The 24,483-nt window shown below is 73.5% G+C and carries 23 protein-coding genes, 1 tRNA gene and 1 pseudogene; 18 read left to right on the plus strand and 7 right to left on the minus strand.

The genetic code is table 11. The features are described from left to right. Positions 1-15: 15 nt before the first annotated feature. Positions 16-1,392, plus strand: coding sequence for a bifunctional o-acetylhomoserine/o-acetylserine sulfhydrylase (locus tag KZX60_RS10365; RefSeq protein ID WP_248118174.1), 1,377 nt, complete (start codon positions 16-18; stop codon positions 1,390-1,392). Beyond that, positions 1,389-2,516: a homoserine O-acetyltransferase gene (locus KZX60_RS10370; protein WP_248118177.1), complete on the plus strand. Its 1,128-nt coding sequence runs from the start codon at positions 1,389-1,391 to the stop codon at positions 2,514-2,516. The genes KZX60_RS10365 and KZX60_RS10370 overlap by 4 nt, the downstream gene beginning before the upstream one ends. Before the next feature lie 4 nt (positions 2,517-2,520). Here the strand turns inward: KZX60_RS10370 and KZX60_RS10375 are convergent, their stop codons facing one another. Then, the gene (locus KZX60_RS10375) at positions 2,521-3,405 is read right to left on the minus strand and encodes an SGNH/GDSL hydrolase family protein (protein ID WP_248118179.1); all 885 of its coding nucleotides are present in this window, start codon (positions 3,403-3,405) and stop codon (positions 2,521-2,523) included. A 53-nt stretch (positions 3,406-3,458) separates the two neighbouring features. Here KZX60_RS10375 and KZX60_RS10380 point away from each other — a divergent pair, with 53 nt between their 5' ends. Then, positions 3,459-4,166 carry a phospholipase gene (locus KZX60_RS10380; RefSeq protein ID WP_248118181.1) on the plus strand — a complete coding sequence of 236 codons (708 nt, stop codon included), beginning with the start codon at positions 3,459-3,461 and terminating at the stop codon, positions 4,164-4,166. 3 nt (positions 4,167-4,169) lie between these two features. Here KZX60_RS10380 and KZX60_RS10385 read toward each other — a convergent pair whose 3' ends face one another. Then, a complete protein-coding gene (locus KZX60_RS10385; protein ID WP_282442800.1) occupies positions 4,170-4,469 on the minus strand; it encodes an RNA-binding S4 domain-containing protein in 300 nt (99 codons plus the stop codon). A 151-nt stretch (positions 4,470-4,620) separates the two neighbouring features. Here KZX60_RS10385 and KZX60_RS10390 point away from each other — a divergent pair, with 151 nt between their 5' ends. The 6 genes from KZX60_RS10390 (at position 4,621) to KZX60_RS10415 (ending at position 10,902) form a co-directional block, all read left to right on the plus strand. Then, the gene (locus tag KZX60_RS10390; protein ID WP_248118183.1) at positions 4,621-6,003 is read left to right on the plus strand and encodes a glycine--tRNA ligase; all 1,383 of its coding nucleotides are present in this window, start codon (positions 4,621-4,623) and stop codon (positions 6,001-6,003) included. A gap of 41 nt (positions 6,004-6,044) precedes the next feature. Continuing rightward, a complete protein-coding gene (locus tag KZX60_RS10395) occupies positions 6,045-7,076 on the plus strand; it encodes a GNAT family N-acetyltransferase (protein ID WP_248118185.1) in 1,032 nt (343 codons plus the stop codon). Continuing rightward, the gene (locus KZX60_RS10400; RefSeq protein WP_248118188.1) at positions 7,063-7,704 is read left to right on the plus strand and encodes a cation transporter; all 642 of its coding nucleotides are present in this window, start codon (positions 7,063-7,065) and stop codon (positions 7,702-7,704) included. The genes KZX60_RS10395 and KZX60_RS10400 overlap by 14 nt, the downstream gene beginning before the upstream one ends. After that, positions 7,694-8,353, plus strand: a complete 660-nt coding sequence (locus tag KZX60_RS10405; RefSeq protein ID WP_248118190.1) for a hypothetical protein — start codon at positions 7,694-7,696, stop codon at positions 8,351-8,353. Before KZX60_RS10400 ends, KZX60_RS10405 begins: the two co-directional genes overlap by 11 nt. A gap of 28 nt (positions 8,354-8,381) precedes the next feature. Beyond that, a complete protein-coding gene (locus KZX60_RS10410; RefSeq protein WP_248118192.1) occupies positions 8,382-9,590 on the plus strand; it encodes a glutathionylspermidine synthase family protein in 1,209 nt (402 codons plus the stop codon). Between the two features lie 88 nt (positions 9,591-9,678). Continuing rightward, positions 9,679-10,902, plus strand: a complete 1,224-nt coding sequence (locus KZX60_RS10415) for a hypothetical protein (RefSeq protein ID WP_248118194.1) — start codon at positions 9,679-9,681, stop codon at positions 10,900-10,902. Between the two features lie 172 nt (positions 10,903-11,074). Here KZX60_RS10415 and KZX60_RS10420 read toward each other — a convergent pair whose 3' ends face one another. Further along, positions 11,075-12,139 (minus strand): LLM class flavin-dependent oxidoreductase, encoded by a 1,065-nt coding sequence (locus KZX60_RS10420; protein WP_248118197.1) that lies wholly within the window; start codon positions 12,137-12,139, stop codon positions 11,075-11,077. A gap of 275 nt (positions 12,140-12,414) precedes the next feature. On the opposite strand from KZX60_RS10420, the gene KZX60_RS10425 reads away from it, so the two are divergent. The 4 genes from KZX60_RS10425 to KZX60_RS10440 all read left to right on the plus strand — a co-directional run bounded on the left by KZX60_RS10425 (position 12,415) and on the right by KZX60_RS10440 (position 16,136). Further along, a complete protein-coding gene (locus tag KZX60_RS10425) occupies positions 12,415-12,810 on the plus strand; it encodes an ankyrin repeat domain-containing protein (protein WP_248118199.1) in 396 nt (131 codons plus the stop codon). After that, a complete protein-coding gene (locus tag KZX60_RS10430) occupies positions 12,803-13,390 on the plus strand; it encodes a hypothetical protein (protein WP_248118201.1) in 588 nt (195 codons plus the stop codon). Before KZX60_RS10425 ends, KZX60_RS10430 begins: the two co-directional genes overlap by 8 nt. A 36-nt stretch (positions 13,391-13,426) precedes the next feature. After that, positions 13,427-14,734, plus strand: a complete 1,308-nt coding sequence (dusB, locus tag KZX60_RS10435) for a tRNA dihydrouridine synthase DusB (protein ID WP_248118203.1) — start codon at positions 13,427-13,429, stop codon at positions 14,732-14,734. A 124-nt stretch (positions 14,735-14,858) separates the two neighbouring features. Then, positions 14,859-16,136: a deoxyguanosinetriphosphate triphosphohydrolase gene (locus KZX60_RS10440; RefSeq protein WP_248118220.1), complete on the plus strand. Its 1,278-nt coding sequence runs from the start codon at positions 14,859-14,861 to the stop codon at positions 16,134-16,136. A 47-nt stretch (positions 16,137-16,183) separates the two neighbouring features. Here the strand turns inward: KZX60_RS10440 and KZX60_RS10445 are convergent, their stop codons facing one another. Next, complete coding sequence (locus tag KZX60_RS10445) at positions 16,184-16,846, minus strand: TetR/AcrR family transcriptional regulator (protein ID WP_248118205.1); 663 nt, start codon at positions 16,844-16,846, stop codon at positions 16,184-16,186. Positions 16,847-16,986: 140 nt separating this feature from the next. Here KZX60_RS10445 and KZX60_RS10450 point away from each other — a divergent pair, with 140 nt between their 5' ends. After that, the gene (locus tag KZX60_RS10450; protein WP_248118207.1) at positions 16,987-17,889 is read left to right on the plus strand and encodes an NAD-dependent epimerase/dehydratase family protein; all 903 of its coding nucleotides are present in this window, start codon (positions 16,987-16,989) and stop codon (positions 17,887-17,889) included. On the opposite strand, the gene KZX60_RS10455 is transcribed toward KZX60_RS10450, so the two are convergent. Together KZX60_RS10455 and KZX60_RS10460 are read right to left on the minus strand one after the other, a co-directional pair. Beyond that, on the minus strand, positions 17,882-18,685 hold the full coding sequence (locus tag KZX60_RS10455; RefSeq protein ID WP_248118208.1) for an NAD-dependent deacylase: 804 nt from the start codon (positions 18,683-18,685) through the stop codon (positions 17,882-17,884). The two genes, KZX60_RS10450 and KZX60_RS10455, sit on opposite strands and share 8 nt — an antisense overlap. 9 nt (positions 18,686-18,694) lie before the next feature. Continuing rightward, positions 18,695-20,302 (minus strand): anthranilate synthase component I family protein, encoded by a 1,608-nt coding sequence (locus KZX60_RS10460; protein ID WP_248118210.1) that lies wholly within the window; start codon positions 20,300-20,302, stop codon positions 18,695-18,697. 95 nt (positions 20,303-20,397) lie between these two features. Between KZX60_RS10460 and KZX60_RS10465 the strand changes: the two genes are divergently transcribed. The 4 genes from KZX60_RS10465 (at position 20,398) to KZX60_RS10480 (ending at position 24,092) form a co-directional block, all read left to right on the plus strand. Next, positions 20,398-21,069, plus strand: coding sequence for a hypothetical protein (locus KZX60_RS10465; protein ID WP_248118213.1), 672 nt, complete (start codon positions 20,398-20,400; stop codon positions 21,067-21,069). Between the two features lie 102 nt (positions 21,070-21,171). Continuing rightward, on the plus strand, positions 21,172-23,109 hold the full coding sequence (dnaG, locus tag KZX60_RS10470) for a DNA primase (protein WP_248118215.1): 1,938 nt from the start codon (positions 21,172-21,174) through the stop codon (positions 23,107-23,109). Positions 23,110-23,387: 278 nt separating this feature from the next. Continuing rightward, positions 23,388-23,460, plus strand: a tRNA-Asn gene (locus tag KZX60_RS10475). A 404-nt stretch (positions 23,461-23,864) separates the two neighbouring features. Beyond that, positions 23,865-24,092: a helix-turn-helix transcriptional regulator gene (locus tag KZX60_RS10480; RefSeq protein WP_248118217.1), complete on the plus strand. Its 228-nt coding sequence runs from the start codon at positions 23,865-23,867 to the stop codon at positions 24,090-24,092. A gap of 255 nt (positions 24,093-24,347) precedes the next feature. Here the strand turns inward: KZX60_RS10480 and KZX60_RS10485 are convergent. Continuing rightward, a pseudogene (locus KZX60_RS10485) lies at positions 24,348-24,483 on the minus strand (IS3 family transposase); the annotation flags it as partial.

Below are 24,483 nucleotides of genomic sequence, written 5' to 3' on the forward strand. Positions count from 1 at the left end.
TCAGGAGAGTCCGCCATGACCGACCAGAACATCCCCGCCGAGACCACGCCCCTGACCCCGGCCGCCGCGTGGGGCTTCTCCACCGCGCAGGTCCACGCCGGCGCCGCCCCCGGCCAGCACGCCTTCGGCGCGACGGCCCTGCCCATCTACCAGACGACCTCGTTCGACTTCCCCTCCGCCGAGGTGGCGGCGGACCGGTTCGCCCTCAAGGACCTGGACCCGCTCTACACCCGCATCGGCAACCCGACCCAGTCCCCGGTGGAGGAGAAGATCGCCGCGCTCGAGGGCGGCGTGGGCGCGCTGCTGCTGGCCTCCGGCCAGGCGGCCACGACCTTCTCGATCCTCAACGTCGCCGGAGCCGGGGACCACGTCGTCGCCTCGGCGAGCCTCTACGGCGGCACGCAGAACCTGTTCAAGCACACCCTCGCCAAGGTCGGCGTCGAGACGACGTTCGTGACCGATCCGGACGACATCGAGTCCTGGCGCGCCGCCGTGAAGCCGAACACCAAGGCCTTCTTCGGGGAGACCCTCGGCAACCCCCGGGGCGACGTGCTGGACGTTCGGGCGGTGGCCGACGTCGCGCACGAGGCGGGCGTGCCGCTGATCGTGGACAACACGCTGGCCACCCCGTACCTGCTGCGCCCGATCGAGCACGGCGCGGACATCGTCACCCACTCGGCCACGAAGTACCTCGGCGGGCACGCCGCCGCCATGGCCGGCGTGATCGTCGACGGCGGCACGTTCGACTTCGCGCAGCACCCCGAGCGCTTCCCCGGGTTCAACGAGCCGGACGAGTCCTACCACGGCCTCGTCTACGCGCGGGACCTGGGCGTCGGCTCCGCCCTGGGCGCCAACCTCGCGTTCATCCTCAAGGCGCGCGTGCAGCTGCTGCGCGACTACGGCTCCTCGATCTCCCCGTTCAACGCCTTCCTCGTCAATCTCGGCCTCGAGACCCTCTCCCTGCGCATGCAGCGCGCCGTGGCCAACGCGACGGCCGTGGCCGAGTGGCTCGAGGCGCGCGACGACGTGGACTCCGTGGTCTACGCCGGCCTGCCCTCCAGCCCGTGGCACGAGCGGGCGCAGCGGTACCTGCCGCGCGGCGCAGGCGCGTTCGTCTCCTTCGAGATCGCGGGCGGCGCCGAGGCGGGCGCGGCGTTCGTGGACGGGCTTGAGCTGCTGCACCACGTGGCCAACATCGGCGACGTCCGCTCGCTCGTGGTGCACCCGGCCTCCACCACGCACGCCCAGCTCACCGACGACGAGCAGCGCGCCGCCGGTGTGACGCCCGGGCTGGTGCGCCTCTCGCTGGGCGTGGAGGACGCCGAGGACATCCTCGCCGACCTGGAGCGCGGCTTCGCGGCGGCGGCCGGTGCGGGGGAGGGCACCCGATGACCGCGGTCGCGAGCCGCCCGTCCCTGACCGTCGGCCTCCCCGAGGGCGCCCGCCACACCGTCTCGGTCGGGCCCCTGACCACCGAGACCGGCGGCTTCCTCCCGGACGTCACCCTCACGTACGAGACGTGGGGGACCCTGGACACCGACGGCTCCAACGCGGTCCTCGTGCTGCACGCCCTCACGGGCGACTCGCACGTGGCCGCACACGAGGAGGACCCGACGCCGGGCTGGTGGGAGGCGCTCGTCGGCCCGGGCCGCGCCGTGGACACGGACCGCTGGTTCGTCGTCGCCCCCGCGATGGTGGGCGGCTGTCACGGTTCCACGGGCCCGTCCTCGCCCGACCCCGACGGCGTGCCGTGGGGCTCGCGCTTCCCGTTCCTCACGCTGCGCGACGCGGTGGAGGCAGAGCGCCGCCTCGCCGACCACCTCGGGATCGACGTGTGGCAGGCCGTGATCGGCGGGTCGATGGGCGGGGCCCGCGCCCTGGAATGGGCGGTCTCCCACCCGGAGCGCGTGGCCGGCGTCGGGGTGCTCGCCTCGACGGCGCAGTCCTCGGCGGACCAGATCGCCTGGGGCCAGGCGCAGGCCGCGGCCATCCGGCTCGACCCGGCGCACCGCGAGGGCGACTACTACGGCGGACCCGGACCCGAGACGGGCCTCGGGATCGCCCGGCGCATCGCCCACACCACCTACCGCACGGCCGAGGAGCTCGAGTACCGCTTCGGCCGCGAGCCGCAAGGCGCGGAGGACCCGTTCGGGGCCGCCGTCGGGAGGCGGCAGGGACGCTACGCGGTGGAGTCCTACCTGGACCACCAGGCCGCGAAGCTGTCCGCGCGGTTCGACGCGAACTCCTACCTCGTGCTCACCGAGGCGCTCATGAGCCACGACGTCGCCCGCGGGCGGGGGAGCCTGTCCGAGGCGCTGGGGCGCTTCCGCGGGCGGGCCTTCGTGGCCGCCGTCGACTCCGACCGGCTGTACCGGCCCGAGGAGTCGGCGCTGCTCGCGGAGCTGCTGCCCGGCGAGGTGCCCGTCCACACGATCGTCTCGCCGATCGGCCATGACGGGTTCCTCACCGAGTACGGGCAGGTCGCCGACGCCCTGAAGGAGACCCTCGCCCTCTGACCGCTCAGGAGGCCGGCTCGGCGGGCGGCGTGACCGGCAGCGACTCCGTGTGGTCCGAGCCGTGCGGCATCTCCACGCCGAACAGCGGCTCGGGCACGGGGCGCTTGGCGCTGACCCCGTCGCCGGAGGAGACGCCGCGGATGCGTCGGATCACCCACGGCGCGAGGTGGGCCCGCGCCCACTTGGCGTTGGACACGCGGGCCTGACGCCACGTCCGGGGCGCGGCCGGCTTGGGCTGGAGGGGCTCCAGATCGTGCTCGACGCCGAGGGTGTCCAGCACCATCGCCGCGATGGTGTGGTGCCCGGTGGGGGAGAAGTGCAGCCGGTCCTCCGCCCACATCTCGGGCCTCGAGAGCTGCTTGAGCGACCACATGTCCGGCACGAGCGCGTCGTGGCGCAGCGCCACGGTGCGCACGTTCTCGTTGTAGATCGCCACCTTCCCCCGGATGCGTCCCAGCACGGGGGTGTCACGGACGTCGGTCACGTTGAACAGGAGCACGGTGGCGCCCGTTCCCGCGAGCTTCCCGACGGCGGCGTCCAGGCGGCGGGCGACGTCGTCCGGGTCGGCGCCGCGCAGGATGTCGTTGCCGCCCGCGCAGATGCTGATGAGATCCGGGGCCAGCTCGATGGCCGGGTCCACCTGGTCGGCGGCGATCTGGTCGATCAGCTTGCCGCGCACGGCGAGGTTCGCGTAGGCGAACGGCTCCGGCCCCTCGGCGTGGCGGGCCAGCTCCTCGGCCACGCGGTCGGCCCAGCCGCGGTGGTAGCCGGGCTGGTCCGGGTCCGGATCCCCGATGCCCTCCGTGAAGGAGTCGCCGAGGGCCACGTAGCGGCGCCAGGGGTGACCGGTGGGCTGATCGTGGACGGGCGGCACGATGGTGTTACTCACGGGTAGCAGTCTGCTCCAGGGGCCGACCCACGGTCAATCGCTAGGCTGAGCCGGTGACCGAGCCCTCCCACACCCCCTCCGCCCCGAGCCCCGAGCCCGTCGTCCGCTGGTCCCGCCCCGAGGGCGAGCGCACCGAGCACCTGCTGATCCTGCTCCACGGCTACGGCGCGAGCGAGCACGACCTCTTCGGCCTCGTGCCCCAGCTGCCGGAGCCGTTCACGGTGGCCGCCGTCCGCGCCCCGCTGACCCTCCAGCCCGGCATGCACGCGTGGTTCCCGCTCTCCCAGGACCCGGTGACGGGGGAGATCGGCTCCGACGACGCTCCGGCCGTCCGCCGCGCGACAGAGGACCTGCACGCGTGGGTGCAGACCGTGCGCGGCGACTTCCGCACCGTCTCCCTGCTCGGCTTCTCGCAGGGCATGGCGCTGGCCACCGCTCTGCTGCGCCTGGACCCGGAGGCCTACGCGTGCACGGTCGCGCTCTCCGGCTTCGTGATCGACCCGGACCTCGCCGAGCCCGGCCTCGAGGGCCTCTTCATCCGCGACGACGAGGTCGCCCGGCTCACGCCGAAGGTCTTCTGGGGCCGTGGCCAGGACGACCCGGTCATCTCCGAGGCCCGCATCGAGTCCGCCCACGCGTGGCTCACCGCGCACACCGACCTCATGAAGATCGTCTACGCGGGCCTGCCCCACGCGATCAACCAGCAGGAGCTCGGCCACGTGCGCGAATACCTGCAGCACACGGTGCTGAAGGGCCGCTGAGGCTCAGGACTCGGCGGACTCCGCCTCGATCACCACGGCCTCGCCGTTGAACTCGACGACGTCGCCGTCGTGCAGCTGCGCGCCGCGGCGGGTCTCGACCGCGCCGTTCACGGTGACCATCCCGTCCGCGACGACGTCCCGGGCCATCGCGCCGTCCTCCACGAGGGAGGCGAGCTTGAGGGCCTGGCCGAGGCGGATCATCGTGTCACGGATCGGCAGGGGCTGAGCGTCCTCGGGGACGTCGACGGCGGTGGCGTCGGTCCCCGTGGCGCGGGACTCGTCATGGCTGTGGGCATCGGTCATGACGTCCATTGTGGCCGGTAGGCTGGTCCGCATCGACCGGCCCGGCCGTCCGAGACCGCCCGCGCCGCGCGCAGGGTGAGCGCGAGGACCCGGCGGGCCGCCGTCGTCGTGAACCCCTCCCGCCCCCGATGTGCACGGAAGTGATGCCCCCATGGCTGCCAAGTCCCCGCTCGAGAACGTCATCAGCCTGGCCAAGCGCCGCGGCTTCGTGTTCCAGGCCGGTGAGATCTACGGCGGCTCGCGCTCCGCGTGGGACTACGGGCCCCTGGGCGTGGAGCTGAAGGAGAACATCAAGGCGGAGTGGTGGAAGACCTTCGTGCGCTCGCGCGAGGACATGGTGGGCCTGGACTCCTCCATCATCCTGCCGCGGCAGGTCTGGCAGGCCTCGGGCCACGTGGACACCTTCACGGACCCGCTCGTGGAGTGCCAGCAGTGCCACAGGCGCCACCGCCAGGACCACCTGGTCGAGGCGTTCGAGGCCAAGAAGGGCCGTGCCCCGGAAGGCATGCAGGACATCGTCTGCCCGGACTGCGGCACCAAGGGCATGTTCACCGAGCCGCAGATGTTCTCCGGCCTCATGAAGACCTTCCTCGGCCCCGTGGACAACGAGGAGGGGCTGCACTACATGCGCCCCGAGACCGCGCAGGGCATCTTCGTGAACTTCCTCAACGTGCTCGGCGCCTCGCGGAAGAAGCCGCCGTTCGGCATCGGCCAGATCGGCAAGGCGTTCCGCAACGAGATCACGCCCGGCAACTTCATCTTCCGCACGCGCGAGTTCGAGCAGATGGAGATCGAGTACTTCGTGCCGCCGGCTGACGCCCAGCGGCACTTCGACACGTGGGTCGAGGCCTGCTGGAACTGGTTCATCGACCTCGGGATCGACCCGGAGAACCTGCGCCGCTTCGACGTCCCGGCGGAGGAGCGCGCCCACTACTCGGACGGCACCATCGACCTGGAGTACAAGTTCGGCTTCGGCGGCGGGGACGGCTGGGGCGAGCTCATGGGCGTGGCCAACCGCACCGACTACGACCTCTCGAGCCACACGACGGCCTCCGGCACCAAGCTGCAGTACTTCGACCAGGCCAACGGCGAGCACTACACGCCGTACGTGATCGAGCCCTCCTTCGGGCTGACCCGCTCCATGATGGCCTTCCTCGTGGACGCCTACGCCGAGGAGGAGGCGCCGAACGCGAAGGGCGGCACGGACGTGCGCACCGTGCTCCGCCTCGACCCGCGTCTGGCCCCGGTCAAGGCCGCCGTCCTCCCGCTGTCCAAGAAGGAGGAGCTGCAGCCGGCCACGCAGGCCCTCGCCGCCGAGCTGCGCCGCGAGTGGAACATCGAGACGGACGACTCCGGTGCCATCGGCCGCCGCTACCGCCGCCAGGACGAGATCGGCACCCCGTTCTGCATCACCGTGGACTTCGACACGCTCGAGGACCAGGCCGTCACCGTCCGCGAGCGGGACACCATGGCGCAGGAGCGCGTGGCCCTCTCCCAGGTGAAGGCCTACCTCGCCGAGCGCCTCACCAAGTGAGCGGGCGGGATCTGGAGGGGCATGGCCGGGACGGACACGGCGTGACCGACGACGGCGGCGCGGCCCTGCCCGCGGACATCACCCTGCGCCCGTGGCGCTCGGGGGTCGACCTCGCCCTCCTCGAGGTGTGGGGCGACCCCGCCAACGCGCAGCAGCACCAGGACCGCGCGATGCTCGCGGACGACGCAGACGTGCCGTGGCGCCGCTCCCTCGTGGCCGAGGCCGACGGCGTCCCGGTGGCGGCGGGCGTGGTCTACGCGTCCTCGCTGCACCCGCGGCGACTGTGGCTGTACGTGGAGACCGCCCCGTCCGAGCGGCGCCGCGGCATCGCCCGCGCGCTGCTGGCCGCGCTGCGCGGGCTCGCCGAGCAGGCCCACGCGGAGGGGCTCGTCCCCACGACCGCGCTCAAGGCGCGGTTCGCGCGCGAGGCGCTGGTCGGCGTCGCGGAGGAGGCCACCGCCGAGGGCACCCGCGCCGCGACGGCCGAGCTGGCCGCCGCCACCGAGGCGTTCCTGACCGCGCAGGGGTTCGCGCCCGTGCAGCGCTCGCGGCGCGTCGCCGTCGCCCCCGGGGCCGTGGACCTGCCCGCGCTGCGGGACGAGGAGCACCCGGACGGCGTCGTGCTGGAGGAGACGGCCACCGGATCGGTGGAGCTGACCCAGGCGGTCGTGGCGTTCTACCAGGCCACGCACGACTGGGACCCGGCGCACATGACCGTCGGCTCCGCCCAGACGCTCCTGCTCGGCCCCGCGACCGGGGCTGCCGGCGCCGTCGTGCTGCGGGACGCCCCGCGCGCCGAGGGCGGGAGGATCCGCGCGTTCGCCGTCTCCTACACCGCCCAGCGCCAGGACGCCCCCGCGGACGTGCTCCTCGGCTGGGACCCGGAGCTGTCCGAGGCGGACGCCCTGCAGGCGGTCGCCGACCTGCTCGCGCTGCTCGTGGCGCAGCACCCGGTGCAGCTCGAGGTGGACCAGGCCATGCGCCCCCTGGAGCGGATCATCGACGGGCTGATCGCCGGCGGCGCCGCGAAGCCCGTCCTGGACACCCTCGTGCTGGCCGATGACGCCGACTGAGACCGCTGCGCCGGACGCGGCCCGCCGGAGCGCGCTCCGGCGGGCCGTGCTCTGGGTGGCCGGGCTCAACCTGGCCTACATGGTCGCGGAGCTGCTCGTGGCGTTCGCCATCGGCTCGGTGTCCCTGGCCGCCGACGGCGTCGACTTCTTCGAGGACTTCGCCGTCAACCTGCTGATCGCCGTCGCGCTCGGCTGGTCGGCCGCGCGTCAGGCGACCGTCGGACGCGTGCTCGCCGGGATCATCCTGCTGCCCGCCGTCGCGGCGCTCGTCATGGCGGTGCTGAAGGCCGGCGACCCCGAGCCGCCCGCCGCCGGACCGCTGTTCTGGACCGCTCTCGGCGCGATCGCCGTGAACCTGGTGTGCACCGTGATCCTCGCCCGCTTCCGGAGCGACGCCGGCTCGCTCACGGCGGCCGCCTACCTGGCAGCCCGCAACGACCTCGTGGCCGGCGCGGCCATCCTGGTGCTCGCCGGCGTGACGCGCTGGACCGGATCGGGCTGGCCTGACATCCTGCTGGGCATCGGCCTCGTGCTCCTCAACGGAGCGGCGGCCAGGGAGGTCTGGGAGAAGGCCGGGGAGGAGCGCCTCGCGGAGCGGGCGCTGGAGGGGGAGTTCGATGACGACTGAGGACCAGGGCCGGGAACCGGAGGCCGGCGGCACGCCGTGGCGTCCGGCGACGGGCGACTCGCCCTACGAGCCGGCGACGCGGCTGCCGCCCGCGGGGGCGACAGCCCGGCGCGATCCGAAGCGCCGCCGCGCGTCCAAGGCCATCGTGATCGGCGGGACGCTCGCGCTCGCGGCGGCCATGACCGGCGTCGCGGTGACCTCGCAGTCCTCGCAGTCCTCCATCGAGTCCGCGCCCTCGGAGGAGAACGGGTGGACGAACGAGTTCGGGGAGACCGTCGCGGCCCCGGCGGAGCTGGAGCAGGACTACGCCCAGGTCTGCCAGGACACCCAGACGGGCGAGCGCATCGAGGACCAGTGGTGCGAGGACCCCTCGATCGCCGAGGGGCAGGCGGCCCAGGGCCAGGAGCAGGCGGCCGAGGGGGAGGAGCAGCAGACCTCGCACTACGGTGGCGGCTACGGCTGGTTCTTCATCCCGCTCTCCGGCGGACGCACCGTGCCCGCCGTCGGGAGCCCGCTGCGCGCCGGGACCACCCAGGCCCCGGCGGGGCGCTCGGTGACGAAGGTCCCGGCCTCTGGCGGCTCGTTCGCCAAGGCCGGCACCGTGTCCAAGGGCGGCTTCGGCACCAAGGGAGGCGGCGCCGGCTCCTGAGCCGCGCCGCGACGAGGAGGAGAGCACCGTGCAGCGCATCAGCACCGAGCCGCGTCCGGACTGGGAGGAGAAGGTCGCCTCCCAGGGGCTCGTCTTCTCCCCGACGCTCATGCCGGACGGCTCCGTCCTGCAGTACTGGAACGAGTCCGCCGCCTACGTCCTCACCATGGACGAGGTCATGCTCCTGGAGCAGGCCTCCGAGCGCCTGCACGCGATGTCCATGGAGGCCGCGCGCTTCCTGGCGTCCGAGCAGACGATCGCCGGATCGCCCTGGCGTGCGCTCGGCCTGCCCCGCGAGGCGGTCGTCCTCGCGGTGGAGTCCCTCGAGCGGGGGGACCCCCACCTCTACGGCCGCTTCGACCTCGTCTACTCCGGCCCGGACGCCCCGCCCAAGATGCTGGAGTACAACGCGGACACGCCCACCGGGCTGATCGAGGCCGCCGTCGCCCAGTGGTTCTGGAAGCAGGACGTCTTCGGCGAGGACGTGGACCAGTGGAACGGGATCTTCGAGGCCCTCGTGGACCGCTGGCGGGAGATCTACGCCCCCGAGCTCGCGGCGGGGGAGAGCCCGCGCGTGCACTTCGCCCACACGGAGCTGGACGAGACGGGCGAGGACGCCATGACGGTGGCCTGCCTCCGCGACGCCGCCGAGCAGGCGGGGCTGACCTGCGAGTCGCTCCTGATGAGCCAGATCGGCTTCGACACCGAGCAGCTGCGCTTCACGGGCGCGGACCTGCGCTACCTCACCGGCATCTTCAAGCTCTACCCGTGGGAGGACATGGCCCACGAGCGGTTCGGCCCGCGCCTGGCCCTGGACGAGCACGTGCGGTGGATCGAGCCGGCCTGGAAGATGCTGCTCTCCACCAAGGCGCTCTCCGCCGCCCTGTGGCACCTCTTCCCCGGGGACGACCTTCTCCTGCCCACCTACCTCAACGAGGTCCGCGGCCTCACCGAGTACGTGCGCAAGCCGCTGCACGGCCGCGAGGGCGCGGGCATCCGCATCGTCTCCTCGGACGTCACGACCTCCTCCGACCCGGGCCGCTGGGGAGAGGAGGGCCACGTCTTCCAGCAGTACCACCGCCTGCCCGACTTCCCCGGGCCGGACGGCCGGCCCAACCGGCCCGTGCTCGGCACGTGGATGGTGGGGGACGAGTGCTTCGGCGTCGGCATCCGCGAGTCCGACGGCCCGATCACCGACCCGTACTGCCGCTTCGTGCCCAACATCATCCGCGGCTGACCGCGCCCTCCCGCAGGGCCCAACCGCACCCGAACCCGAACGCCTCCCACCCGCCCGCGCCCGACCTCCCCGAGGATCCCCGCCGCCCATGCTCAGCACGCACCAGTCCGTCTCCGTGTCCACGTCCTCGGTGGCGCCGGTCTACTCCGCCGTCGTCACGGTGCCCCTCATCGTGGGCCTCGTCGGCTCGGGCGCGCCCCTGGCCTACCTGCTCGCCCTCGTGCCCATCGTGCTCGTGTGGGCCGGCATGTCCGAGAACGACGACCGGCAGCCGGACAAGGGCTCCATCTACGCGTGGGCGGTCCGCTCGCACCCGGTGATGGGGTGGATCGGCGGGTACTGCCTCGCGGTCACCGGCGTCGTCGCGACGTCGGGCCTCGCCTACGTCGCCCTCGACGCCTGGCTGCCCGGCCTGCCCGCGTGGGCCAAGGCCCTGGCCGGCGCGGTCCTCATCGCCGTGGCCACCGCCGTCAGCTCGACCAACGTCCGGATCACCTCCGCCGTCCAGACCGCCGGCGTCCTCGTGCAGGTGGCCGCCGCCGTCGTGCTGGTGTCCGTGTTCCTGAGGGTGGGGCCCACGCTGACCCCGATGACCGGCACGGCGACCGACTGGCTCCACGCCGTGCTGCTGGCCGTGTTCGCGTTCTGGGGCTTCGACGCCGTCTACGCGCTCTCAGAGGAGTCGCACCCGGGCGTGCCGCGCCGGGCGGCGGCGGTCTCCCTCGTCCTGCTCGTGGCGATCTTCCTGGTCTTCTCGCTGCTCGGCGCCTCCCCGCACCCCGACGCCGCGGAGGCCCTGGTGCACCCCGTGGTGGTGGCCGGCGTCGTGGTCTCCTGCGTGATGGCGCTCGGCTCCACCCTCATCCCGACGGCGCGGGGCGTCTCCGCCATGGCCGAGCGCGGGCACCTGCCCTCCGCCCTGGCCCCGCTGCGCACCGCCGAGGTCGCCTCCGCGGCGGGAGCGGTGGCCTGGCTCGCCCTCGCGCTGGTGGTGCCGGGGATCTTCTGGGACTCGATCGAGATGCTCTCGATCTTCGTGGGCGCGTACTTCACCATCTCCTCGCTCACGGCGGCCGCCCACGACCGCGGCGCCCTGAAGGTCGTCCACCTGGTGGGCGCCGCCCTCATGGGGCTCATCACCGCGGCCGCGCTCGTGACCATGTTCGACCCGGAGTACGGGGAGACGCGGATCGGGGACGTGGGCGGCGTCGGCCTGCTGGCGGTCGGGTTCACGGCGCTCGGCGTCGCGCTCGCGGTGCTCGTGGTCCGCGGACGCGGGGCCTCCGGAGGCGGTCGGGCCGTCAGCGCCTGAGCACAACGTGCGCGCAGGACTGGCCGTCGGCCGGTCGTCCGACCGAGCGACCGCCCGACCGCCCGACCCATATTCAGCCGACCGAGCCCTATGAGGGTGTTTCGGTGAATAAGGGTCGGTCCGGCCGAGGGGACATGCTTCCGTCCCGCGGGTGACCCTCCCCGCGCGGGCCTCAGCGGTCCCAGCCCAGGAGCCTCCAGACCTCCGCCCAGCCCTCGAAGAGGTGGGCGTTGTACTCCGGGCCGAGCTGGTTCGGGTTGGCGAACAGCACCCAGTCGGCGGCCTGGACGGCCCGGTCCGCGGACAGCTGCTCGGCGACCTCCTCGGGCGTGCCCGCGTAGGTCGGGCCGGAGACGGCGCGGCGGCCGTCGAGGCGCCCCGAGGACTCCCGGGAGGCTCGCTCGTGGCCGAAGTACATCTCGTCGCGGTCGTCCTGGATCACGAACGCGGAGCGGGTGACCGCCGTCCGGGGCGCGCCGGTGCGCCCGAGGGGGCTGACGCCGTCGTGGTGGCCGGCCGCTGCATGGGCCTCGAGGTAGCGGGCGATCTGGTCGGCCTGCTGGACGTGGAAGGGGCGGCCGTCGTCCTCGAGGAGCAGGGTGGAGGAGAGCATGTCGTACCCGGCCTCGCCTGCGCGGACGGCGGTCGCGGTCGTGCCGGCACCCCACCAGACGCGCTGCGCCAGCGTGGGGGAGTGCGGCTCGATGCGCAGGGGCCGGGAGGTGTGGGCCCAGCCGGAGGAGAGGTCCGGCGTCGCGATGCCCGCGCCCGAGATGCCCTCCATGAACCGGCGGCCGCGCTCCCAGGCGACGTCGGACCAGGTCTCGCCGGGGGCGAGGTCGTAGCCGAACCGGTGCTGGCCGTCCGCGGCGGCCTCGGGTGAGCCGCGCGAGATGCCGAGCTCGAGGCGCTCGCCGGCAAGCAGGTCCGTGGTCGCGGCGGCCTCGGCCATGGACAGGGGATTCTCGTACCGCAGGTCGATCACGCCGGTGCCGAGGTGGATGCGCTCGGTGCGGGCGGCCATCGCGGCGAGGATCGGGAAGGGCGAGGAGAACATCTGCTGCCAGTGGTGGCTGCGGATCCATGCGCCGTCCAGGCCGGCGGCCTCGGCGTCCACGGCCATCTGCACGACGTCGCGCAGGGCCTGCCCGGCGTCGGGCTCGACGGGGACGCGGTCCACGGCGGGGCGGTGGATCCAGTGCCCGAAGTTGAGGAATCCGAGGTGCTTCTTGGTCATGGGTGTTTAAACCTTGAAAGACCGGCGGTTGTTCCCGGAGTGCGTTTCGGTGCGGCGTGGGTCCGCCGCCGGGGCCGTCCGGTCCCATCCCGCTCGACCGGTTCCCGCCCACCCGACCGACCCTTATTCACGAAACAGCCCCCATAGGGGTCGGTCGATTGAATATGGGTCGGTCCGCCGGTCCGGCGGCCCGGCCGTCAGGCGGTGCCGCGGCCCGGCGCCGGTCCTCGCCGGCCCTCCCGGATCCACCCGCCCGCGTGCGGGAGAATGGACCCATGACACAGCAGTGGAGCGAGGAGTCCATGGAGCTGGCCGCGCAGCTCTTCGACCTGGCACGGAACGGGGACACGGCCACCCTCAAGGCGTACCTGGACCAGGGCCTGAAGCGGAACCTGCGCAACGGCAGCGGGGACACCTTCCTCACCCTCGCCGCGTACTACAGGCAGACGGACACGGTGCGCATGCTGATCGAGGCCGGCCTCGACGTCGCCGCCGTCAACGACCGCGGCCAGGACGCCCTCGGCTGCGCCACCTTCCGCAAGGACGAGGACGCCGTACGGGCCCTCCTCGCCGCGGGCGCGGACCCCGACGGCGGCTCACCCTCCGCGCGCGAGGTCGCCCGGACCTTCGGGCTCGATGAGATGCTCGCGCTGCTCGACGGCCGTGGCTGAGACGCCCGAGGGCACCCCCTCCGCCGACGAGGTGTACGCCGCCGTCCGCGCCGGGCTCCCCGAGCTCGTCGCGGACCTGACCCGCCTCCTCGGCCCCGGCTGGGACGTCGAGGCCGACCCGGGGGAGCCCAGTCACCCCCACCTGCGCCTGCACGGGTCCCTCGCCGACGACGGCCGCCGCCTCGTCGTGGACGTCCTCCCCGTCCGGTGCCGCTCCCCGCTCTTCCACGCCACCGTCGGCGTCTCCATGCTCCCCGGCGATCTCGACCCCGCCGGGCTGGGCGCCGACGTCGAGCCGGCGTGGATCACGCGGGTGCGGGCCCTGGGCGAGGCCATGGAGGCGACGGCGGCGGACCCCGTCCGCGTCTCCGCGCACCCGGGCGGCGGCAGCAAGGGCGCGGCGGCCGTGAAACTCGCGCTCGCAGACCGCTTCGGCCTGCCGCGCCGGTACGCCAAGGGCTGGCCGGACGAGTTCCTCGGCGTGCGGACGAGCCCCGTCCCGGGGGAGCGGTACGGGGAGTTCGCCCGGGCGCTCGCCGCCCAGATCCGGGTGCTGGACGCCGTCCCTCCACCGGCCTGACGCGTCCCTCGCGCGGTCTGGGAGAATGGGCGGGATATGACTGCCACCCCTGACACCGCCGCGCGGCCCGCCTCGGACACCCGCGCCGCCGACCCGAACGCCGTCCACTACGCGAAGGCCGCCGGCGCCGGCCGCCGCATCGCGGACGACGAGCAGCTGCACGAGGGCCGCCACGCGGCCCCCACCACGGACCGCTTGAGCCTTCCCGCGCTGAAGCTCGGCCCCATCACCGTGGACGTGCCCGTGGTGCTCGCGCCGATGGCCGGCATCACCAACACGGCCTTCCGCCGCCTGTGCCGCGAGTACGGCGGCGGCCTCTACGTGAACGAGATGGTGACGGCCCGCGCCCTCGTGGAGCGCAAGCCCGAGTCCATGCGCATCATCAAGCACGATCCGGACGAGGTGCCCCGCTCGGTGCAGCTCTACTCGGTGGACCCCGTCACCACGGGCGCCGCCGTCCGCATGCTCGTGGAGGAGGACCGCGCCGACCACATCGACATGAACTTCGGCTGCCCCGTCCCCAAGGTCACCCGCCGCGGCGGCGGCTCCGCGCTGCCCTGGAAGTCGGAGCTCTTCGCCTCGATCGTGAAGGCCGCCGTGACGGAGGCCTCCAAGAAGGACATCCCGGTCACCGTCAAGATGCGCCGCGGCATCGACGAGGACCACCTCACCTTCCTCGACGCCGGCCGCACCGCGCGGGACCTCGGCGTCGCCGCTGTGGCGCTCCACGGCCGCACGACGCGCCAGTTCTACTCCGGCACCGCCGTGTGGGAGGACATCGCGCGCCTGCGTGAGGCGCTGCCGGACATCCCGGTGCTCGGCAACGGGGACATCTGGTCCGCCGAGGACGCGATCGCGATGGTCGAGCAGACCGGCGTGGACGGCGTCGTGATCGGGCGCGGCTGCCAGGGCCGCCCGTGGCTGTTCGGGGACCTGCAGGCCGCGTTCGAGGGACGTCAGGAGCGCTTCCAGCCCACGCTCGGGCAGGTGGCGGACACGCTGTACCGCCACGCGGAGCTGCTCGTGGACACCTTCGAGGGGGACGAGCTCAAGGCGCTGCGGGACATCCGCAAGCATGTGGCCTGGTACTTCAAGGGCTACCCCGTGGGCTCCGAGATCCGCACGGCGCTCTCCACGGTGCCCACCCTGGAGGCCATGCGCGAGATCCTCGCGCGCGTGGACCGGGAGCAGCCGTACCCGGGCCTGGACGCCGAGGGCCCGCGCGGCCGCTCCGGCGCCCCCAAGCGGCCCCACCTGCCGGACGGCTGGCTGGACTCCCGCGAGCTCAACGCGGAGCAGAAGGCCATGATCTCGGCTGCCGAGCTGGACGTCTCCGGTGGCTGAGCCCACGACGCCGGCGCGCGCCGCCGCGTACGGGCCCGCCTCGCCGTCGTCGCCCTGGACCGGGGCCGCCCACCAGCCGGTGCTGTTCGGCTCCGAGGGCCGGCCCCCGTACGCCGGCCGCGCTGTGCAGACCCCCGGCTACACGCCGTGGGACCGGGAGCGGTGGCTGCCCGAGCCGCCCAAGTCCTCCTACCGTTCGGACTTCGAGCGGGACCGTGCCCGCGTGCTGCACTCCGCGGGCCTGCGTCGGCTGGGGGCCAAGACCCAGGTGGTCGCCCCGGACGCGGACGACTTCGCCCGCACCCGCCTGACGCACTCGCTCGAGGTGGCCCAGGTGGGGCGTGAACTCGGCCGGTCGCTGGGCTGCGACCCCGACCTCGTGGACACCGCCTGCCTGTCCCACGACCTCGGCCATCCGCCCTTCGGGCACAACGGGGAGAAGGCGCTCGACGCGGTCAGCGAGGACGTTGGCGGCTTCGAGGGCAACGCCCAGACCCTGCGGCTGCTGGCCCGCCTCGAGCAGAAGAAGCTCTTCGCGGACGGCTCCTCCGCGGGCCTGAACCTCACGCGCGCCGCCCTCGACGCCGCGTGCAAGTACCCCTGGACCCGTGAGGACGCCCCGCTGCGCCCCGACGGCACGCGTTCGCGCAAGTTCGGCGTCTACGCGGACGACCTGCCCGTGTTCCGCTGGTTCCGCGCCGGTGTGCCCGGCCCCCGGAAGTCCATGGAGGCCCAGGTCATGGACCTCGCGGACGACATCTCCTACTCCGTGCACGACGTCGAGGACGGCGTGGTCAACGCCGCGTTCCAGCTCAAGTGGCTGGCCATCCCGGAGCACCGGGAGCGCGTCGTGGAGACCACCCGCCAGTGGTACCTGCCGCACACGGACCCGGCCGAGGTCGACGCGGCCCTGGCCCGCCTCGAGGCCACCGACGTGTGGGTCTCCAAGATGGACGGCTCCCGGCGGGCGCTCGCGGCGATGAAGGACATGACGAGTCAGCTGATCGGCCGGTTCTGCAGCGCCGCCTTCGACGCCACGCGCCAGGTGTTCGGCAACGAGCCGCTGACCCGCCACGGCGCCGACGTCGTGGTGCCCGAGGAGACGGAGACCGAGATCGCCGTGATGAAGGGCATCGCGGCGGCCTACGTGATGACCGCGGAGCAGCGCCAGCCGCTCTACGCGCGGCAGCGCGAGGTGCTCGCGGAGCTCGTGGCGCTGCTGGACGCCACGGGGGACCGGTACCTCGAGCCGATGTTCGCGTTCGACTGGGCGCAGGCCCCCGACGACGCAGCCCGGCGCCGCGTGCTGATCGACCAGATCGCCTCGCTCACCGATTCGACCGCCGTCGAGTGGCACCACACCCTGGTGCGCGGCGAGCCGTTCACCCGCGTCTGGGTCTGAGCGCCTGGGCTGGAACGCGCAGCCGACGGGCTGCGGCCCGGTGACGATCAGTCCAGGTGGATCTCAAGGGCCGCCTCCAGCAGCGCGGCGCCGTCGTCGGGGGACAGTGGCCCGAAGTGGCCGAAGACCTCGGCGCTGACCGCACCGAGCAGAGCCGTCCAGGCACGGGTGGCCGCGGTGACCTGAGGCGCCGTGGCCTCCACCTGAAGCTCCTCGACGGCCTGCGCCACGAACGGCGGGCTGAGCCGGGCGGCGTCGTCGTCCTCGGTGCCGGGGGTTCGGAAGGCGCCGTCGGCGGCGGCCTGCAGACCGTGCCGGGTCAACCGCAGCCCGGGGCCTGAGGTGCGTTCGGCCGGGGCGTGGTAGCCGGGAACCGGTGAGCCGTAGATCAGCGCCCACTGCGCCGGGTGGGCCAGCGCCCAGGTGCGCATGGCGTGGGCGAGCGTCCGCATCCGGGTCCGCGGCTCGGTGATTCCCGCGATGTCCTGTTCCACCGCATCGGCCAGGGAAGAGAAGGCGTCCTCCAGCAGCCGGGTGAGCAGCTCGTCGCGGCTGGCCACGTACCGGTAGACGCCGGAGGGCACCACCCCGAGTTCGCGGGCGACCTCGCGCAGGGACAGTCCGGCGGCGCCGTGCTCGGCCAGCTGCCGCCGCCCGACAGCGAGCACTAGCTCATCCATCTCGGCACGGGTGCGGCGGGGGCGGGACATGGATCCATCATGGCATCCGCTCGCAGAGGCTCCGGCGCGGGGTGCAGAGGCGATAGAGTGAGCACCGCTCACTCACTGGTGAGCGGTGCTCACTCCCGGCTCGTGGGGTGCGCGTCTTCGCCGTCGTCCCGGGAGTCCCCATGCATGCCGCCGTCTTCGGTGCCGGTCAGATCAGCTCCGCCCTCGTCCCCCTGTTGCTCTCCGCTGGCCACTCCGTCAGCATCGTCCGCCGCCGCGCCTGGACGGACGAGGACGCCGCACGGCTGTCTCCGGCCGGTCAGCGCGGCGCGCTCACCCTGCTCACCGGCGACGTCGGCGACCCGGCTCTGCTGCGGCAGGCATTGGACGGTGCCGACGTGGTCTTCCACCTGATCCATGCCGCCTACTCCACCGAGGTGTGGCGCCGCGAGCTTCCGCCGCGGGAGCGGGCCGTCATGGACGCGGCCGCCGAGCGTGAGATCCCCGTCGTGTTCCCGGAGTCCGTCTACGCCTGGGGGCATCAGGCCGAGGACCTCCATGAGGGCCGAGCGGTCAGCCCGTGCTCTCCGCTGGGTCAGGTGCGCGCCGAGCTGCTGGCCGCGCGTCGAGAGCACCCGGCCCGGACCCTGTCCGTGGTTGCCTCCGACTTCATCGGGCCCACCGCGGCCGCCACCAGCGTGCAGGCCCTCGTCCTGGATCGCGCCGCCGCCGGCCGGCGTGCGGTGGTGTTCGGCGACCCGGACCAGCCGCACTCGCTGACACGGCTGCCGGACCTGGCCGCCGCCCTGCTGCGCTGCGCGGAGCACGCCGAGGACCTGGCCCCGTCCGGGGACGCGGTGCTGCACGCCCCGACGCCGCCGGCGCGCAGCCTGCGCGCCGAGGCCCACCAGGCGGCGACGACGGCCGGTGTGCCGCTGCGGGGGATGCTCGCCGTGCCCGGCCCCCTGCTGCGGGGCGCGGGACGGTTCTCCGCGACGGCGCGGGAGCTGCACCGGCAGCGCTACCTGTGGACGCGGCCCTGTGTGCTGCGGCCCGGCGTGCTCGGGCAGGCCCCGATCAGCTGAGCAGCGCGGGCAGGATCACCCCTGCCGGGCCGGCCAGGCGGTGGGTCACCGCGGGGGACAGCTCCGTGAGGTCCGGGTTGATCTCCACGACGGCGGCGCCGGCCCCCAGCGCGACGAACGGCAGGGACGCCGCCGGCTGCACGACGCCCGAGGTGCCGATCACGACGGCCAGATCGCACGCCTCGAGCGCGGCATAGGCGCGGTCCCATGCGTCGGCGGGGAGCATCTCGCCGAACCACACGATCCCCGGCCGGACGAGCCCATCGCCGCACACCGTGCACGGCGGCGGATGGTGCCCCAGCATCGCCTCGAGGTCGGCCTCGGAGCCCGCCGCGCCGTCGTCGGCGGCGCCGGGGTCCACGTCCGCGGGCGCGCCGCACTCCGCGCATCGGAACGCGAACAGGGAGCCGTGCAGGTGCGAGAGCACGCGGGAGCCGGCGCGCTCATGGAGATCGTCCACGTTCTGCGTGACGACCTCGAGCGCAGGCACCCGCTCCTGCCAGGCCGCGACGGCCGCGTGCCCCGCGTTCGGGGCGACGGCCCGGACCATGCGGGCGCGCCAGCGGTACCAGGACCACACCAGCGCGGGATCGGCGAGGAACGCCTCCTCCGTGGCGAGCGCCTCGGGGGAGAAGCGCTCCCACAGGCCGGTCTGCGCGTCGCGGAAGGTCGGCACGCCGGACTCGGCGCTCATGCCCGCGCCGGTGAGCACCACGGGGCGCTCGGCGGCGCGGATCAGGCGGCGGACGGCGTCGAGGTCGGGGGAGTCGAGCGGGGCGGAGGTCTGGTCGCTCATGAGCCCAGCCTACGAGGGGCGCGCGTCCCCGCTGCCGGTCACCCGTGCGAACGCCCGGCGCAGCGCCCCCGCCTTGAGCAGCACCTCGTCGTACTCCGCGTCGGCGTCCGAGTCGGCGACGATCGCCCCGCCCGCGCCGATCGACCAGCGGCCTGAGCCTCCGGTCGCGTCGTCGTCGGCTCCCGGGGCGAGGACCGCCGTGCGGATCACGATGCTCAGCTCGCACGCCCCGTCCGCGCTGAGCAGCCCGAGCGCCCCCGAATAGACCCCGCGCGGCGCCCCCTCCCACTGCGCCAGCAGCTCGACCGTGCGCCGCTTCGGCGCGCCCGTCATGGACCCGCCGGGGAAGAGGGAGCGGGCCACGTCCACGGCGGTCAGCCCCGGGAGGGCACGGCCCGTGACGGTGGAGACCAGCTGGTGCACGGACGCGTACGACTCGACCGCCATGAGCGAGGGCACCTGCACGGAGCCGGGCACGCACACACGCGTGAGGTCGTTGCGCAGCAGGTCCACGATCATGAGGTTCTCGGCGCGCGTCTTGGGGTCGGCGGCGAGCGCGCGGGCCGCGTCGGCGTCCTCGGCCGGATCCGCGTGCCGGGCCGCGGTGCCCTTGATCGGCTTGGTGCTGTACCTCCCGTCCCGGCCGGAGAGGAAGCGCTCGGGGGAGGCGGAGACCACGGCCCAGCGGTCCGGGCCGGCGCCGTGCTCGATCAGCGCCGCGTACGGGGTGGGGTGGTGCGCCGCGAGGTCCCGGAACAGGACGAGCGGGTCCACGCGCACGGCCGGGTCCACGTCGAAGCGGGTGGTCAGGCACAGCTCGTAGGACTCGCCCTCGCGCAGGGCACGGTGGCACCGCTCCATGAGCGCGGTGTAGGCGGCACGGTCCGCGCGCCAGGTCCCTGCCACCTGGGCCCCTCCGGCTGCCCCCGCCACCCCCGACGACGACGGCGCGCGCCCGCCGTCCCCGGCCGGTGCCGCGTGCGCCCGGGGGACGGTGAGGGCGTCGCGCACGCGGGCCGCCCACGCCTCGACGCCCCGCTCCGCCGCGGCCGCGTCCAGGGAGACGACGCAGCAGGTGAGCGAGCCGTCGTGATGGTCCACGACCGCGTACCGGCTGGGACGCAGCCAGAACAGCGCGGGCAGCGGCGCCGGGTCCGCCGGAGCGCGCGGTGGGGGCGCGACGCCCAGGTCGGCCAGGCCGAGCTCGTAGCCGAGGAACCCGACGTGCCCGCCGCGCAGGGGGAGGCCCTCGCCGCCCACCACGGGGCGCGGGGCCGACGCCGCGGCCAGCTCAGCCCAGGCTGCCTCGGCGTCGCGGGGGTCCGGCCGGCGGAGCACGCGCGGCCCCGGCGAGGGGACGGCCTCGGGGGAGCCGTCGGCGGCGTCCTCGCCCAGGACGTCGACGGCGTCGCCCACGATGCTCCAGCGCGCCTCGCCCGCGTCCGGCAGGGCGGAGTCGAGCCAGAACGAGGGGGCGCCGCGCACGACGGCGTGCTCGGCGACGGCGCCGGCCGCGCTCGCGGCGGTGTGCCCGAGCCCCGTGAGGGCGCCCGCGTCCAGGACCCGGGTGGCGACGTGCAGCGGCGCGGACGCGGGGGGCCGAGGCGGGGTGGGCATGGGGACCACTGTAGGAGCCCCACCCGCGTCGATCGTGTCTGAACCGTGCCCTCGCCGTGATCGACCTCATGCGTGGCGTCTGCCTAGGGTGGGGCATGGCCCTCTCGCACTCCTCGCCTCTCCGTCGGCAGCGCCGCAGCGGCTTCGCGGCGCTGGCGGCCGTCGCCATGCTGGCCGGGGCCGGGTGTGCCGCGGAGCCCATCCCGTCCGAGGCGGCGCTGCCCACCGAGCGCGGCGCGGAGGTGCGCGAGCCCGACGTGCGCGAGACCGCGGAGAGCGTCCCGGGGGTCTCCGCGACGGCGCTCGAGTTCTGGCGGCCCGCGGAGTTGGTCATCGCCGAGGAGGTCGAACCCGCCGGCTCCCTCGTGGACCTGGCGGAACGGTCGGAGCTGGTGGTGTGCGGGACCGTCGCCGCGGTCCGCGAACGCGCCGATGGCTTCGAGGGTGCCACGACACTGATGGTGGACGTGGGGCAGGTCCTCAAGGGCTCGGCCGCGGGCCAGGTGCGCGTGGACGTCCACGTGCGGGTGGGGCGCACGATGGCGGGGGACGCCCTCGCGGCCCCGGACGAGGACTACCTCTGGTTCCTCACCCCGGGCGACGACGAGGGCGTCTGGTACGCCACCACCGTGACGGGCGTCCTGGGCCCGGGCACGGACGGACCCGTCACCGCCGTGCTCCAGCCGCAGGACACCACGATGGTGGTGCCGGCCGACGTCGCCTCCCTGGACGCCGCCGCCCAGCGCGCCGGCCTGGCGGACGCCTGAGGCCGACGCGGCTCCTGCACCGCCAGCGCGGCCTCGTCTCCCGTCCCCACCCGCGCGTCCGCCCGGGGCTGAGCGCGTCGCCGCCTCCCTAGAATGGTCCGCATGGCCGGACTGATCGTGCGCAAGGACATCGACCTCGTCCGCGAGCGCGCCGATCTGAAGGCCGTCGTGGAGGAGTTCGTCACGCTGCGCTCGGCAGGCGTCGGCTCCTACAAGGGCCTGTGCCCGTTCCACGACGAGCGGACCCCGTCCTTCCACGTGCGCCCCGGCGTCGGGACCTACCACTGCTTCGGGTGCGGCGAGCACGGGGACGTCATCGCGTTCCTCATGGCGCAGGAGCACACCACGTTCACCGAGACGGTCGAGCGCCTGGCCGCGCGGGTGGGCGTCGAGCTGCACTACGAGGACGGCGCCGGTCCTGACCGCGCCGAGGTGGGCAGACGCCAGCGCCTGCTCGAGGCCAACAAGATCGCGGACGAGTTCTACCGGCGCGCCCTCGGCTCGAAGGAGGCCCAGACCGCGCGGGACTTCCTCACCGGCCGCGGCTTCACCCAGGAGCACGCCGAGCGCTTCGCCAACGGCTACGCGCCCCAGGGCTGGTCCACGCTCCTGGACCACCTGCGCCAGCGCGGCTTCCGCGACGACGAGCTGCGGGCCACTGGCCTGTTCTCGGAGGGCCAGCGCGGCCTCTATGACCGCTTCCGTGGCCGCCTGCTGTGGCCCATCCGGGACATGACGGGCGCGACCATCGGCTTCGGCGCGCGCAAGCTCTACGAGGACGACCAGGGCCCCAAGTACCTCAACACCCCGGAGACGCAGCTCTACAAGAAGTCGCAGGTGCTCTACGGCATCGACCTGGCGAAGCGGGCCATCGCGAAGGAGCGCCAGCTCGTGCTCGTGGAGGGCTACACGGACGTCATGGCCGCGCACCTGGCGGGCGTCGGGACGGCCGTGGCCACGTGCGGCACCGCGTTCGGCGCGGACCACATCAAGGTGGCGCGCCGGCTGATCTCGGACGATGGCACGGGCGGCGAGGTGATCTTCACCTTCGACGGGGACGAGGCCGGACAGAAGGCCGCGCTCAAGGCGTTCGACGAGGACCACCGCTTCCTCGCCAAGACCTTCGTGGCGGTGGAGCCGAACGGCATGGACCCCTGCGACCTGCGTCAGCAGAAGGGCGACGAGGCCGTGCGCGCGCTCATCGCCTCCCGCCGCCCGCTCTTCGAGTTCGCCATCCGCGCCGGTCTGAAGGACTACGATCTGGACACCGTGGAGGGCCGCGCCGGCGCCCTGCGCCATGCCGCGCCCATCGTGGCCGGCATCAAGGACTCCGTGCTGCGCCCCGGGTATGAGCGCGAGCTCGCGGGCTGGCTCGGGCTCGATCCGAACGCGGTGCACCGGGCCGTCGCCGCCGCGGCGCGCTCCACCCCACGCTCCGAGCGCGGCGAACGGGGAGAGCAGGCGACGCCCGCCGCCTCGATGTCGGCGAACCCCACCTCGGCCACCCCCACGTCGGCGGACCCGGCGTCGGGCGAGGCCCCGCAGGTCCCCGTGGAGCCGCTGCTCGTGCGCGTGGACCCGCGCGATCCGGTGGCCCGGCGCGAGCGCGAGTCGCTCGAGGTGGTGCTGCAGCACCCCACACTGCTCTCCGCCGAGCAGTGGACGGCGCTGTACGAGGCGCGCTTCACCGTGCCGCAGTTCGCGGCCGTGCACCGGGGCGTCATGGCGGCGGGCTCCTCCGGCGCCACGCCCGCGCGCTGGGTGGACGCCGTGCGGGACGCGGTCCCCGAGGAGGTGGGCGGCGTCGTCTCCGAGCTGGCGGTCCGGGACCTGCCCGCCCGCACCGAGGCGGACGTGGACCGCTACTGCCGGGACATCATGAACCGCCTCTTCGCCCTCCAGATCGTGCACCGCAAGGAGGAGCTGCTGGGTCAGCTGCAGCGTCTGGGCCCGCAGGGCGATCCGGCCGAGTTCATGCGCCTCAACAGCGAGCTCATGGAACTCGAGGCCCGGCGACGGGCCCTGCGCGCCGACGACTGAGGGGCCACGGGCAGCGCGGGACCCCGCCACGTCGAGGCGTGACGGGGTCCCGTGGTCGCCGTGGCGGCGACGGCGCGGATCGGTGGCGTACCGATCAGTGGCGCGCCGTTCAGTCGATCTCGACGACCCCGTTGCTCTCGGCGTCGATCACATCGAAGGCGGCGTCGCGCCCGGCGGCCTCAGACGAGGAGGCGGAGGCGGCGCTCGGGTGGTGCAGACCCATCGGGTCTGGTAGTGTTTCCTCCGTTGCTCGGGCGGCTGGATCGCCCGAGACGCATTCCTCCGTAGCTCAATTGGCAGAGCATTCGACTGTTAATCGAAGGGTTGCTGGTTCGAGTCCAGCCGGAGGAGCCCATCAGAAGCCCCTGCACCGACCAGTTCGGTGTGGGGGCTTCGTCGTGTCTCGAGAATCTCCGGGCCGAGAAGCTCGGCGAGCGTGATGCCTAGCCATGCCGCGGTATCAGCCAACTCCACCAGCGTGAAGTCGCGCTTTCCAGTGATCCGAAGGTTCACGGCCCCTCGCGCGATCCCCAGGTGTCGCGCCAGATCGCTCTGACTCAGGTTGCGTCGGCCAAGCCACGCGCGAACCTCACCCCCAACGGTTCCTCGGAGGTCGTCAGCACTCGTATCCCTTGTGTTCGTCATGTCCCCAGCGTATCCGCGGGGGGCATGAACGTCCACGAAACGAGCACAGATCGTTCCGCCGCGGAAACATCTGCCTTGACGGGGTGTTCCACTGTGACGACACTGGTTCCATGACGAAACAGAAGCAACTCACCCTGCAGATCAGGTCACGCCTCGCCCTTGCCGACAAGACACTGTCCGACCTGGGCGAGGCTCTCGGCCTCGGACGCGCCGCAATGTCCGCCCGCATGAATGGCCACCGGGATTTTTCCTTCTCGGAGCTCGAGCTGGTCGCTGACTTCCTCGGTGTTCAGATGCGCGACCTGTTCGCGTTCGAAGATGCGGCCGTGGCTCGATGACCCAGATCCAGCTGAACACCCAAGCTCGTGAGTCGTGAGTTGAGTCCCGCATAGTGGTGTAGCGCCCGGTGGTCGGGCACGTCGTCTCAGACGTGGACGCGGCCACCGTGTGATCCTTCGAGTGAACCTCTCACAGCACCCTCGAATGGAGTCATCACGATGACCGCTCCTCATATTCTCGACCCTGCCGGCCTGCTGAGCGAAGCCCTGTCCGAAGCGTCCCCTGAAGCGCCCTGGGTCTGATGGAGACTCGCGCTATTTGATTCCGACCAGCTGTTCGCGGCCGGCTTCGACAGCATAGAACGTGTCCTCGAACTCGGCGGGTGGGACGTCGCCGAGGTAGCCGTGGAGGCGTTGCGTGTTGTGCCAGGACACCCACCCGAGGGTCGCG

The sequence above is a fragment of the Micrococcus sp. EYE_212 genome (genome assembly GCF_023147585.1).
GTDB lineage: Bacteria > Actinomycetota > Actinomycetes > Actinomycetales > Micrococcaceae > Micrococcus.